At 41.6% G+C, this 12,704-nt stretch carries 10 protein-coding genes; 7 read left to right on the top strand and 3 right to left on the bottom strand.

Translation table 11 applies throughout. The annotated features are described in order from the left end of the window. Positions 1 to 32: 32 nt before the first annotated feature. The 3 genes from nrdA to ubiG all read right to left on the bottom strand — a co-directional run bounded on the left by nrdA (position 33) and on the right by ubiG (position 4,118). A complete protein-coding gene (nrdA, locus tag QUE46_RS07760; protein ID WP_286247421.1) occupies positions 33 to 2,315 on the bottom strand; it encodes a class 1a ribonucleoside-diphosphate reductase subunit alpha in 2,283 nt (760 codons plus the stop codon). A gap of 412 nt (positions 2,316 to 2,727) precedes the next feature. After that, positions 2,728 to 3,408: an HAD family hydrolase gene (locus QUE46_RS07765; protein ID WP_286247423.1), complete on the bottom strand. Its 681-nt coding sequence runs from the start codon at positions 3,406 to 3,408 to the stop codon at positions 2,728 to 2,730. After that, positions 3,408 to 4,118 carry a bifunctional 2-polyprenyl-6-hydroxyphenol methylase/3-demethylubiquinol 3-O-methyltransferase UbiG gene (gene ubiG / locus QUE46_RS07770; RefSeq protein WP_286247425.1) on the bottom strand — a complete coding sequence of 237 codons (711 nt, stop codon included), beginning with the start codon at positions 4,116 to 4,118 and terminating at the stop codon, positions 3,408 to 3,410. The genes QUE46_RS07765 and ubiG overlap by 1 nt, the downstream gene beginning before the upstream one ends. Positions 4,119 to 4,296: 178 nt before the next feature. On the opposite strand from ubiG, the gene gyrA reads away from it, so the two are divergent. The 7 genes from gyrA to QUE46_RS07805 all read left to right on the top strand — a co-directional run bounded on the left by gyrA (position 4,297) and on the right by QUE46_RS07805 (position 12,703). Further along, positions 4,297 to 6,996 (top strand): DNA topoisomerase (ATP-hydrolyzing) subunit A, encoded by a 2,700-nt coding sequence (gene gyrA, locus QUE46_RS07775; RefSeq protein WP_286247428.1) that lies wholly within the window; start codon positions 4,297 to 4,299, stop codon positions 6,994 to 6,996. A gap of 110 nt (positions 6,997 to 7,106) precedes the next feature. Next, the gene (gene serC, locus QUE46_RS07780) at positions 7,107 to 8,189 is read left to right on the top strand and encodes a 3-phosphoserine/phosphohydroxythreonine transaminase (protein WP_286247431.1); all 1,083 of its coding nucleotides are present in this window, start codon (positions 7,107 to 7,109) and stop codon (positions 8,187 to 8,189) included. After that, positions 8,189 to 9,466 (top strand): 3-phosphoshikimate 1-carboxyvinyltransferase, encoded by a 1,278-nt coding sequence (gene aroA, locus QUE46_RS07785; protein WP_286247433.1) that lies wholly within the window; start codon positions 8,189 to 8,191, stop codon positions 9,464 to 9,466. Before serC ends, aroA begins: the two co-directional genes overlap by 1 nt. Positions 9,467 to 9,573: 107 nt before the next feature. Continuing rightward, the gene (gene cmk / locus QUE46_RS07790) at positions 9,574 to 10,284 is read left to right on the top strand and encodes a (d)CMP kinase (protein WP_004587870.1); all 711 of its coding nucleotides are present in this window, start codon (positions 9,574 to 9,576) and stop codon (positions 10,282 to 10,284) included. A gap of 95 nt (positions 10,285 to 10,379) precedes the next feature. Next, on the top strand, positions 10,380 to 12,047 hold the full coding sequence (gene rpsA, locus QUE46_RS07795) for a 30S ribosomal protein S1 (protein WP_004587871.1): 1,668 nt from the start codon (positions 10,380 to 10,382) through the stop codon (positions 12,045 to 12,047). Between the two features lie 65 nt (positions 12,048 to 12,112). After that, positions 12,113 to 12,400, top strand: coding sequence for an integration host factor subunit beta (gene ihfB / locus QUE46_RS07800; RefSeq protein ID WP_004587872.1), 288 nt, complete (start codon positions 12,113 to 12,115; stop codon positions 12,398 to 12,400). Positions 12,401 to 12,421: 21 nt separating this feature from the next. Next, complete coding sequence (locus QUE46_RS07805) at positions 12,422 to 12,703, top strand: LapA family protein (RefSeq protein ID WP_286247437.1); 282 nt, start codon at positions 12,422 to 12,424, stop codon at positions 12,701 to 12,703. The last annotated feature ends 1 nt before the right edge of the window (position 12,704 follow it).

Below are 12,704 nucleotides of genomic sequence, written 5' to 3' on the forward strand. Positions count from 1 at the left end.
AGCGGGCAAAGAGCCCGCTTTAAGTTTAACTATTAAATTTTACACGCGCCGCCTGCACAATCATCATCTTCCACTTCTGGTGTGTCGTCTTGTGCATCTGATGCACCATCGCGTGTATTGTGGTAGTACAAGGTTTTAACACCTAATTTATAGGCACCTAGTAAGTCTTTTAATAAGACTTTCATAGGTACTTTACCGCCTTCGTATTTACTTGGATCATAATTAGTATTGGCCGAAATAGTTTGGTCAATAAATTTTTGCATTATGCCCACTAACTGTAAGTAACCATCGTTTGAAGGAATATCCCAAAGTAACTCGTAGTTATCTTTTAAGCGTTCGTACTCAGGAACTACTTGTTTTAAAATACCGTCTTTACTTGCTTTAACGCTAATGTGTCCACGTGGTGGCTCAATACCGTTAGTTGCGTTAGAGATTTGCGATGATGTTTCTGAAGGCATTAATGCGCTAAGCGTAGAGTTACGCATACCGTGCTCTTTAATGCTGGCACGTAACGAATCCCAGTCTAAGTGCAGTGGCTCATCACAAATTTTATCTAAGTCACGTTTGTACGTATCCGTTGGCATAATACCTTGTGAGTACGTTGTTTCGTTAAATTTAGGACACGCACCACGCTCTTTAGCCAGCTCGTTTGACGCTTTCATTAAGTAGTATTGAATTGCTTCAAACGTTTTGTGAGTCAGTGCATTAGCACTGCCATCTGAGTAACGCTTACCATTTTTAGCTAGGTAGTAAGCGTAGTTAATTACGCCTATTCCTAACGTACGACGACCCATAGTGGCATTACGTGCAGCCGGTACAGGGTAGTCTTGGAAATCAAGTAGGTTATCAAGGGCACGTACAGCAAGCTCGGCAAGCTCTTCGAGTTCATCAAGTGACTCAATAGCGCCTAAGTTAAATGCAGATAGCGTACAAAGGGCAATTTCGCCTTCTTCATCGTTTACGTTATTTAACGGCTTAGTTGGCAATGCAATTTCTAAACATAAGTTAGATTGGCGAATTGGCGCAACTTTAGAAATAAACGGACTGTGCGTATTACAGTGGTCCACATTTTGTAAATAAATACGGCCTGTGCTGGCGCGCTCTTGTGCGAACATTGAGAAAAGCTCAATCGCTTTAATACGCTTTTTACGAATTGACTCATCTTGCTCGTATTTAACATATAACGCGTCAAACTCGTCTTGGTCTTCAAAGAATGCATCGTAAAGGCCAGGCACATCTGATGGGCTAAATAACGTAATGTAGTCGTCTTTAATTAAACGAGAATACATTAGTTTATTAAACTGTACGCCGTAATCTAAGTGACGCACACGGTTATCATCAACACCACGGTTATTTTTAAGTACTAGTAGGTTTTCTACTTCTAAATGCCAAAGCGGGTAGAATAACGTTGCAGCACCGCCACGTACGCCACCTTGCGAGCAGCTTTTAACTGCTGTTTGAAAGTGCTTATAAAAAGGAATACAACCTGTGTGGTACGCCTCACCATTACGGATATGGCTACCTAATGCACGAATACGCCCAGCGTTAATACCAATACCTGCACGTTGTGAAACGTACTTAACAATGGCAGATGATGTGGCGTTAATTGAATCAAGGCTGTCGCCACATTCAATAAGTACACACGAGCTAAACTGACGCGTAGGCGTACGCACACCCGACATAATTGGCGTAGGTAAAGAGATTTTAAATGTTGATACTGCATCGTAAAAACGTTTGATGTAGTCAGTACGCGTTTCCCGCGGATAGTCAGAGAATAAACTCGCAGCCACTAAGATATATAAAAACTGGGCGCTTTCGTAAATTTCACCTGTTACACGGTTTTGTACTAAGTATTTACCTTCAAGCTGCTTTACTGCTGCGTAGCTAAAGTTAAGATCGCGCGAATGATCAAGATAAGCATCTAGCTCGTCAAGCTCTTGCTCTGTGTAATCAACAAGTAAGTGAGCATCGTAGCGTTTGTCTTCAACCATTTTTGTAACATGGTCAAATAAACGTGGAGGCTCAAACTGGCCATACGCTTTTTTACGTAAGTGGAATACAGCTAAGCGGGCAGCTAAGTACTGGTAGTCAGGCGACTCTTTTGAAATTTGATCGGCTGCTGCTTTAATGATGGTTTCGTGAATGTCTTTTGTACGAATACCGTCGTAAAATTGAATGTGTGACTTTAATTCAACCTGTGAAACCGATACGTTGTTTAAACCTTCGGCGGCCCATTCAATAACGCGATGGATCTTATCAAGATCTAGAGGCTCTTTACGCCCGTCACGCTTGCTTACAGATAACTGTTGGTTCATAGCTTTGCCTGTATTCCTTGGGAATTATGTATTTTGACCAATGCTTTATACCTCGCTAAAGCAAGGTACGTATTCATTTATTATAAGTTTCACCGTATTGGCGAATTTAATTGAATAACATTTGGCCACAATATCTGGTGTTGTTCAATTTAGAGATCACAAGATAGTGTGGTCTGAGCTGATTTGCAAGGGACATAATAGCCCCTATTTGTGGATAACTTTGGGATAACGTATTTGTGTTAGTAGTCACTCACCTTTGAACAATCATTTAAGTTGAAATAGGTAAAAATCAACTAATGATCAGCTAAATTTACGCAATTTGAAAATAAATTTCGACTGCTTTTTTTATCATCAAGCTTTGCGTAAAAACTAACACAATCACAATATATAGTGTTTAATAATTTACATGGCACTATATATGGTTAAAAGCATCAATAGGGCTGTGCCAGTTAAAATCGGCTTCCCAGCCCTTAGCTACATCAATACTTGGTATATAGCCCCAAAGCGCTGTTGCTGTGTGCATACCTGCGGCTTTACCTGCTTCTATATCTCGTTGCGCATCACCTACGTATAAACAACGTTTAGGATCTACGTTCATCAGTTTTGTACAGTGTAATAAGGGCAAAGGTGATGGTTTAGCCTCGGCGAGAGTATCGCCACTGATCACAACGTGTGCATTTTTTAAAGCGGGTATAGCAGCCACTAATGGATCGGTTAAAAACCCTGGCTTATTGGTCATTATTCCCCATTTTATACCTTGGTTCTCAAGGGCTATGAGTAATGATTCTATGCCTTCGAAGCAGTGGGTGTGTGTGGCTAGGTTTTGGCTGTAGTAACTGACTAATTGTTTTATTCGTTCAGTTTGTGGTTGCGATGCCCATAGCGCTTTAAAGCCAAGTTCAAGTAATGCGCCGGCGCCATTAGAAGCTACTTTCCTATACGCTTCAGGCGCTATTTGCGCAACACCTTCACTTTTAAGTACGGCATTTAAAGCAGCACCTAAATCGTCTGCTGTATCAAGCAAGGTGCCATCTAAATCAAATAAAAAAGCGTCGTACTCAAAAGGAGTCAAGTGGGTATGAGAGCTAGCCATTACGCTAACTTCTCAAAATGAAGAATGTAATTAACACTCACATCGGTATTTAATGAATACTGCTTAGAAAGCGGATTGTAGCTAAGGCCTGCGCTGGCACGTACTTTTAAACCGGCTTGCTCAGCCCATGCAATAAGTTGTGCAGGTTTGATAAATTTGTTGTGATCGTGAGTGCCCTCAGGCACCATTTTTAATAGCTTTTCAGCACCTACAATAGCAAACAAGTAAGCTTTAGGTGTTTTATTTAGTGTTGAGAAAAACACATCAGCCCCAGGCTTGGCAAGCTTTGCTACTGCATGAATAATAGAAGCAGGGTCAGGTACGTGCTCCAGCATCTCCATACAGGTTATTACATCAAAGCGAGCAGGGTGCTGGGTTGCAAACTCCTCTGCAGGTACTTTTATATAGTCAACATTTACACCGGTTTCTAGGCTGTGTAGTTTGGCCACAGTGAGTGGCTCTTGGCCCATGTCTATACCGGTTACGTGTGCGCCCATGCGTGCCATGCTTTCACTAAGAATGCCGCCGCCACAGCCTACATCGAGTGTCTCTTTATCAAATAAGCCTTGGCTTTTGTTAGCCACAAAGTCTAATCGTAATGGGTTGATTTCGTGAAGAGGTTTAAACTCTCCGTCTTGGTCCCACCATCGCTCTGCAATGGCTTCAAATTTTGCTATTTCTGCGTTATCTACATTTTGATGTTCGGTCATAAAATACTTCCTCGTCAATCTGAGGCCATTATATAGGGCTAAATTGATAAATCGCAAAGTTTTGCGCCTGTAAATTTAAATTAATTGTGATAGCATGGTCGCTTAGAAATAATAACAAATACTCTTGGCGCCTAATACCGGGTTGCTAAGAGCTGATACTGAAGGAATGTGATATCAAATGACTGATCTCGCCAATGAAATTCTGCCAGTCAATATTGAAGACGAGTTAAAAAACTCCTACCTTGATTACGCAATGAGCGTAATTGTAGGACGTGCATTACCAGACGTACGTGATGGTTTAAAACCTGTTCACCGCCGCGTTTTGTTTGCAATGAACGAGCTTAGTAATGACTGGAATAAGCCTTACAAAAAATCGGCCCGTGTGGTCGGTGACGTAATTGGTAAATACCACCCACACGGCGACAGTGCAGTTTATGACACCATCGTACGTATGGCACAGCCATTCTCACTACGTTATATGCTTGTAGATGGCCAAGGTAACTTCGGTTCGGTTGATGGTGATTCAGCAGCGGCAATGCGTTATACAGAAGTTCGTATGGCAAAAATGTCGCATGAGTTATTAGCCGATCTTGAAAAAGAAACGGTTGATTTCGTTCCAAACTACGACGGTACCGAACAAATTCCTGACGTTTTACCAACCAAAGTGCCTAACTTACTAGTTAACGGTTCATCGGGTATTGCGGTAGGTATGGCAACAAACATTCCACCACATAACTTAACTGAAGTGGTTAATGGTTGTTTAGCGCTTATTCAAAATCCTGATTTAACAATCCATGAATTAATGGATTACATCCCAGGTCCTGATTTCCCAACGGCTGCCATCATTAATGGTAAAAAGGGCATTGAAGATGCTTATTTAACCGGCCGTGGTAAAGTGTACATGCGTGCCCGCGCCGACATCGAAACCGATGAAAAAACAGGCCGCGAAACCATTATCGTGCACGAAATTCCTTATCAAGTTAACAAAGCACGTTTAATTGAAAAAATTGCTGAGCTTGTTAAAGATAAAAAAATTGAAGGCATTAGCGCACTACGTGATGAATCAGATAAAGACGGTATGCGTATCGTTATTGAGATCAAACGTGGTGACGTAGGTGAAGTTATTTTAAATAACCTATACGCACAAACTCAGTTACAAACTGTGTTTGGTATGAATATGGTTGCATTAATTAATAACCAACCTAAGTGTTTCAACTTAAAAGAAATGCTTGAAGAGTTTGTTATTCACCGCCGTGAAGTGGTTACACGCCGTACCGTATTTGATTTACGTAAAGCGCGCGACCGTGCTCATACCCTTGAAGGTTTAGCAATTGCGCTTGCCAACATCGACCCAATTATTGAGCTTATTCGTAAATCGCCAACCCCAGCTGAGGCTAAAGTTGCCTTAACAGCTCGCCCATGGGATTTAGGTAACGTACAAGCGATGCTTGAAAAAGCAGGCGAAGACAACGTAGCCCGCCCAGATTGGCTCGCAAGCGAGCTTGGTATTCGCGATGGTCAGTACTATATTTCTGAGCAACAAGCGCAAGCAATTCTTGATTTACGTTTACACAAACTAACCGGCCTTGAGCATGAAAAAATCTTAGCAGAGTATCAATCGCTGTTAGATTTAATTGCTGAATTATTACATATATTAAGCAGCCCTGAGCGTTTAATGGAAGTTATTCGTGATGAGTTAGTTGAAATTAAAGAGCAATATGGTGATGAGCGCCGCACAGAAATTAACGCCGCAGCGCACGACATTAGCCTTGAAGATTTGATTAACGAAGAAGATGTTGTTGTGACCTTGTCGCACGAAGGTTATGTTAAGTATCAGGCTCTGTCTGATTACGAAGCGCAGCGCCGAGGTGGTAAAGGTAAGTCAGCAACAAAGATGAAAGATGAAGATTTCATTGAGCGTCTTTTAGTGGCTAACACCCACGACACCATTTTATGTTTCTCGACTGCGGGTCGGTTGTACTGGCTTAAAGTATACCAGTTACCACTGGCTAGTCGCGCCGCACGCGGTAAGCCAATTGTTAACTTACTGCCACTTGAAGATGATGAGCGTATTACTGCTATCTTACCTGTACGCGAGTACGAAGAAGATAAGTACATCTTTATGGCAACTGCGTTTGGTACCGTGAAGAAAACACCACTAACGGCATACAGCCGTCAACGTGCAAGCGGTATTATTGCGGTAAACCTCAACGAAGGCGATAGCCTAATTGGGGTTGATATTACCGACGGTAGCAACGAAATTATGTTGTTTACTGATGCAGGTAAAGTAGTACGCTTTAAAGAAGCGGAAGAGTCTACTGTAGTTGATGAAAACGGTAACCCGGTACTTGACGAAGAAGGCAACCCTGAAATTCGTTTCAAAGGTGTTCGTCCTATGGGTCGTACTGCTACTGGCGTTCGTGGTATTAAAATGGCCGACGACCAACGCGTAGTGTCATTAATTGTGCCAAAATCTGACGGTGCTATTTTAACCGTGACTGAAAATGGTTATGGTAAACGTACTCAACTTGAAGATTATCCATCTAAGAGCCGTGCAACACAAGGTGTTGTATCTATCAAGGTGAGTGAGCGTAATGGCGCAGTAGTTGGTGCTGTACAAGTTGACGACAACGATGAAATAATGATTATTTCAAACCGTGGTACACTTGTTCGTACCCGTGTTAATGAAGTATCGACAGTTGGACGTAACACCCAAGGTGTTATTTTGATCAGAACTATTGACGAAGAGCAAGTAGTTGGTTTACAACGTATCGAAGAGATTGAAGTTACAGATAGTGACTTAGTTGATATTGAAGACGTTGAAACGGTTGATACAGTAAATGAAGAAGCAACGGATGATAATCCACCTTCTGAATAACTGAAATTGAAAAAGCGGCTAAGGCCGCTTTTTTTAATCATGTTGAAAAAAATTAATAACCCTTTTTTGTTTATCAAAAAAGTTTAAATTACTGGAATGAGGCAAAGGTAATGAGTAAATATAATTTTTGTGCGGGGCCAGCTATGCTTCCGCAAGCTGTGATGCAAAAAGCACAAAAAGAATTTTTAGACTGGCAAGACTTAGGTGTCTCTGTGATGGAAATAAGCCATCGCAGTAAAGATTTTTTAGCGCTTACTGAAAAATGCGAAGCTAGCCTTCGTCGTTTAATGAACATTAGCGATGAATTTGAAGTGTTATTCATGCATGGTGGCGGTCGCGGACAATTTAGCGCTGTGCCATTAAATTTACATCAAAATGGTAAAGCGGCGGTTTATTGCGAGAACGGCGTATGGTCTAAAAGTGCCACTGACGAAGCTAATAAATTTACTCAAACCCACTCAATCAATGTTAGAAATGACGAAAATGGGTTGTTTTCTATAAAAGAAGTAGCGCAATGGGATTTACCTGAAGATGCATCTTACATTCACTACTGCCCAAATGAAACGGTAGACGGATTAGAGATTTTTGATGTGCCGAGTCACCCAACGGCGCCTATTATTGCCGATATGTCGTCGACTATTTTGTCGCGTGAAATTGACGTAAATAAGTTTGATTTAATTTATGCTGGTGCCCAAAAAAATATAGGTCCATCAGGTATTGCTATTGTTATTGTTCGCAAAACATTACTTGAGCGTGAAGGGTTAGCTAAACCAGGTATTTTAGATTACGCGCTTGAAGCGAAACAAGGCAGCATGTTTAATACACCGCCTACTTTTGCTTGGTATTTAGCAGCCGAAGTGTTTGCATGGCTAGAGCAAAACGGTGGCGTAAAGGCAATGGAAGCACAAAATATTGCTAAAGCTAAGCTGCTTTATGACTTTATTGATGAATCACCTTTTTATACCAATAAAGTAGCGACGCATTGCCGCTCTCGTATGAATGTACCGTTTTGGTTAAACGATGAAAGCTTAAACGAAAAATTTGTAACGCAATCTAAAGAAGCCGGTTTACTTGCCCTAGAAGGGCACAGAATTGTAGGGGGTATGCGCGCAAGTATTTATAACGCAATGCCACTTGCAGGTGTGCAAGCATTGGTTGATTTTATGGCGGCATTTGCTAAGGAGCACAGCTAATGGAACAACTTCGTTTAGAGCCTATTTCTCGTGTAAATGGCAGTGTCACCTTACCAGGGTCTAAAAGCCTATCAAACCGTATTTTATTGTTAGCAGCGTTGGCTCAAGGGACTACCGTTGTAGAAAACCTACTAGATAGTGATGATATTCGCCACATGTTGGGGGCATTAAAACTACTAGGTGTTAACGTAACGCTCAATGATGATCGCACCGTGGCAACTGTTGAAGGGGTTGGCGGCGTATTTAAAACCCCAAGTGAACCTTTATTTTTAGGGAATGCAGGTACTGCTTATCGTCCTTTAACAGCGGTACTTGCTGCTGTATCTGGCGAGTATGAGCTAATAGGTGAGCCGCGCATGGAAGAGCGTCCTATAGGGCACTTAGTTGATGCGTTGCAAGCACTTGGCGGCGATATTACTTACACAAAACATAAAGACTACCCACCATTAAAAATCATTGGTGGGCAAATTAAAGGCGGTACTGTTGAAATTGATGGCAGTATTTCGAGTCAGTTTTTAACTGCATTGCTTATGGCTGCCCCTTTATTTAGTGGTGATACGCAAATTTCCATTAAGGGTACTTTGGTATCTAAGCCTTACATTGATATTACGTTAGATGTAATGGCGCGTTTTGGGGTGATTGTTGAGCACAGTGACTATACAACATTTAAAGTCAAAGGTGCTCAACAGTATCAATCACTTGATCGTATCATGGTTGAGGGTGATGCATCATCAGCGTCTTACTTTGTGGCGGCAGCGGCTATTGCCGGTGGCGAAATTGAAATTAAAGGTGTTGGTGCAAAATCAGTGCAAGGTGATATCGGTTTTGCAAAAGTAATGGAGCAAGTTGGAGCGAAGATTGATTGGTATGATGAGCGTTTAGTTGTACGTAAAGGCGAATTAAATGGCGTAGATATTGACGCGAATGCGATTCCAGATGCAGCGATGACGCTTGCAACTGTAGCGTTATTTGCCAAAGGGCCTACAGCTATACGTAATATTTATAACTGGCGTGTAAAAGAAACTGACCGTTTATATGCAATGGCAACTGAACTTCGTAAAGTGGGTGCTGAGGTTGTAGAGGGTGAGGATTTTATCGAAATTACACCACCGGAAACATTTAATGATGTGGCTATTGATACCTATGACGATCACCGTATAGCCATGTGTTTTGCAATGGTAGCGGTAGGTGGAAAGCCTATTACAATCAACGATCCTAAGTGTACATATAAAACTTTTCCAACCTTTTTCAAGGTTTTAGCATCAGTAAGTGAGTAGGCTTTTTATAAATAATTATAAAAAGTTACACACTAAAGCGGATCTATTTGCAGAAGTGACGTATAATATCGCGGTTTTATTTAGGTGTGCATTGCAGGAGGTTTTAAATGCAGGCGTTATTAATGCCCGTAATCACCGTTGATGGCCCAAGTGGTTCAGGTAAAGGAACTGTTTGTCGCTTGTTAGCCGACAAATTGGGATGGGATGTATTGGATAGCGGCGCAATTTACCGTGTATTATCCCTTGCCGCACTTCATCACCAAATAGCATTAGACAACGAAGAAGCGCTTGTCCCGCTTGCTGCAAACTTAGATGTGCAGTTTTTGGTTGATAGCCAAACTAATGCTGGAAAAGTTATATTAGAAGGCGAAGATGTCACCTCGACAATTCGCAACGAAGAGGTTGGGGCAGCTGCCTCTAAAGTAGCTGCATTACCCCGTGTACGTGAAGCGTTACTTCGACGCCAGAGAGCGTTTAAAACGGAACGAGGCTTAATTGCTGATGGCCGAGATATGGGCACTGTGGTTTTTCAAGATGCGCCATTAAAAATATATTTAACCGCCAGTGCACAAGAACGTGCGCGTAGACGTTATGTTGAGTTGAATGAGCGCGGCCTTGATGTTACACTAAGTGGTCTATTACAGGACATTCAGGCTCGTGATGAGCGCGATATGAATCGCACCGTTGCGCCGCTTGTTCCTGCTGATGATGCAATTGAAATAGATACAAGCGAGCTTAACGCTCAGCAAGTATTTGATAAAGTTATAACTTTAGTCGATATTGCTATCTCACAAGGCAAGCTTCCTAAACGAAGCTAAACACATTTTATGCACCAGCAGGACGCCAGTGCTATTTTAACAACCCCATGCAGCATGGTTGCTTATTGGTATTAATATATGAGACGTATATTCGTATGTCAGAAAATTTTGCGCAGTTATTTGAAGAAAGCTTAAAGGGTTTTGAAGCAGAGCAAGGCTCTATTGTTAAAGGTACAGTAATCTCTATCGAGAATAACATTGTACTTGTAGATGCTGGTCTTAAATCAGAAAGTGCTATCCCTGCAGAGCAGTTCAAAAATGCTGCTGGTGAACTAGAAGTTGCTGTAGGCGACGAAGTAGATGTTGCACTAGATGCAATCGAAGACGGTTTCGGTGAAACTATCCTTTCTCGCGAGAAAGCGAAGCGTCACGAAGCGTGGATCCGTCTTGAGAAAGCATGTGAAGAGCAAGAAACTGTTACTGGTGTTATCAACGGTAAAGTTAAAGGCGGTTTCACAGTTGAAGTTGATTCAATCCGTGCTTTCCTACCTGGTTCACTTGTTGATGTTCGTCCAGTACGTGACACAACTCACCTTGAAGGCAAAGAGCTTGAATTTAAAGTAATCAAGCTTGATCAAAAACGTAACAACGTTGTTGTTTCACGTCGTGCAGTTATCGAATCTGAAAACTCACAAGAACGTGAAGAGCTTCTTGCTAACCTTGTTGAAGGTCAAGAAGTTAAAGGTATCGTTAAGAACCTTACTGACTACGGTGCATTCGTTGACCTTGGTGGTGTTGATGGTCTACTACACATCACTGACATGGCGTGGAAGCGTGTTAAGCACCCTTCAGAAATCGTTAATGTTGGCGACGAAATCGCAGTTAAAGTTCTTAAATTCGACAAAGATAAAACTCGTGTATCTCTAGGCCTTAAACAGCTTGGCGAAGATCCATGGGCAGCTATCGCTGGTCGTTACCCAGAAGGTTCTAAGCTTTCTGGTCGTGTAACTAACCTTACTGATTACGGTTGCTTCGTAGAAATCGAAGAAGGCGTTGAAGGTCTAGTTCACGTTTCTGAAATGGATTGGACTAACAAGAACATCCACCCTTCAAAAGTTGTTTCACTAGGTGACACTGTTGAAGTAATGGTTCTTGAAATCGATGAAGAGCGTCGTCGTATTTCTCTTGGTCTTAAGCAATGTATTGCTAATCCTTGGCAGGAATTTGCTCGTCTACAAAACAAAGGCGACCAAGTTACTGGTAAGATCAAATCAATCACTGACTTCGGTATCTTTATCGGTCTTGACGGTGGTATTGATGGTCTTGTACACCTTTCAGACATTTCTTGGAACACGCCTGGCGAAGAAGCTGTACGTGAATTCAAGAAAGGCGACGAAATCACTGCTATCGTATTGCAAGTTGACCCAGAGCGTGAACGTATCTCTCTAGGTGTTAAGCAAATCGAAGCTGACCCTTTCAATAACTACCTTGATGCAAACAAAAAAGGTGCTATTGTTAAAGGTAAAGTGACTGAAGTTGATGCGAAAGGCGCAACTGTAGAGCTTATCGAAGGCGTTGAAGGTTACATCCGTGTAGCTGATATCGCTCAAGAGCGCGTTGAAGATGCAACGACTGTTGCTTCTGTAGGCGACGAAATCGAAGCTAAATACGTTGGCGTTGATCGTAAGAACCGCACTTTAAGCTTATCTGTTAAAGCTCTTTTCGAAGCAGAAGAGAAAGAAGTACTAGAGAAGCTTAAGAAAGAAGAGCCAGTGTTTGAAAACGCAATGGCAGCTGCTTTCGCAAATGCACAAAAAGACTAATTACTAATTAGTTTTTAATTGGAAGGGCAGTTTTGCCCTTCCACTATTCTCTTTAAGGAAACGCTATGACTAAGTCAGAACTGATAGAAACACTTGCCGAACAGCACGCACACGTTCCAGTGAAAGATGTTGAAAATGCAGTAAAAGAAATTCTTGAACAAATGGCCGGCTCATTATCTACTTCAGATCGTATTGAGATCAGAGGTTTTGGTAGTTTCTCTTTGCATTACCGCGCTCCTCGCACAGGTCGTAACCCTAAGACTGGCGATACAGTAGAGCTTGATGGTAAGCATGTACCTCATTTTAAACCAGGCAAAGAATTACGCGACCGCGTAAACGAGAGTATTGCCTAGTTAATCAGTTGGAGTAGTTACTTGTTTAAGGTATTAAAAATTATTCTGGTTGTACTATGCCTATTTTGCGCATTTTTATTGGGTTCTCAAAATCCACAATTAGTACAAATAAATTACATTATTGCCAGTAATACCTTGCCACTCGCTGTAATAATAAGTACCTGCTTTATACTGGGTGTAATAATAGGGTGTTTTATTAGCTTTAAATTGTTTTCTAAATTAAAGTGGCAAAATTACCGCTTAAAAAAACAATTAGCGCCAGAAAAAAATAATAGTAAGCTTATTGCTAATAAAGACACCTAAT

Origin of the sequence: Pseudoalteromonas sp. MM1 (assembly GCF_030296835.1) — a bacterium.
GTDB lineage: Bacteria > Pseudomonadota > Gammaproteobacteria > Enterobacterales > Alteromonadaceae > Pseudoalteromonas.

Coding starts and splice junctions, on each gene's coding strand:
- nrdA (WP_286247421.1), bottom strand. CDS start 2,315: ATGAACCAACAGTTATCTGTAAGCAAGCGTGACGGGCGTAAAGAGCCT.
- QUE46_RS07765 (WP_286247423.1), bottom strand. CDS start 3,408: ATGGCTAGCTCTCATACCCACTTGACTCCTTTTGAGTACGACGCTTTT.
- ubiG (WP_286247425.1), bottom strand. CDS start 4,118: ATGACCGAACATCAAAATGTAGATAACGCAGAAATAGCAAAATTTGAA.
- gyrA (WP_286247428.1), top strand. CDS start 4,297: ATGACTGATCTCGCCAATGAAATTCTGCCAGTCAATATTGAAGACGAG.
- serC (WP_286247431.1), top strand. CDS start 7,107: ATGAGTAAATATAATTTTTGTGCGGGGCCAGCTATGCTTCCGCAAGCT.
- aroA (WP_286247433.1), top strand. CDS start 8,189: ATGGAACAACTTCGTTTAGAGCCTATTTCTCGTGTAAATGGCAGTGTC.
- cmk (WP_004587870.1), top strand. CDS start 9,574: ATGCAGGCGTTATTAATGCCCGTAATCACCGTTGATGGCCCAAGTGGT.
- rpsA (WP_004587871.1), top strand. CDS start 10,380: ATGTCAGAAAATTTTGCGCAGTTATTTGAAGAAAGCTTAAAGGGTTTT.
- ihfB (WP_004587872.1), top strand. CDS start 12,113: ATGACTAAGTCAGAACTGATAGAAACACTTGCCGAACAGCACGCACAC.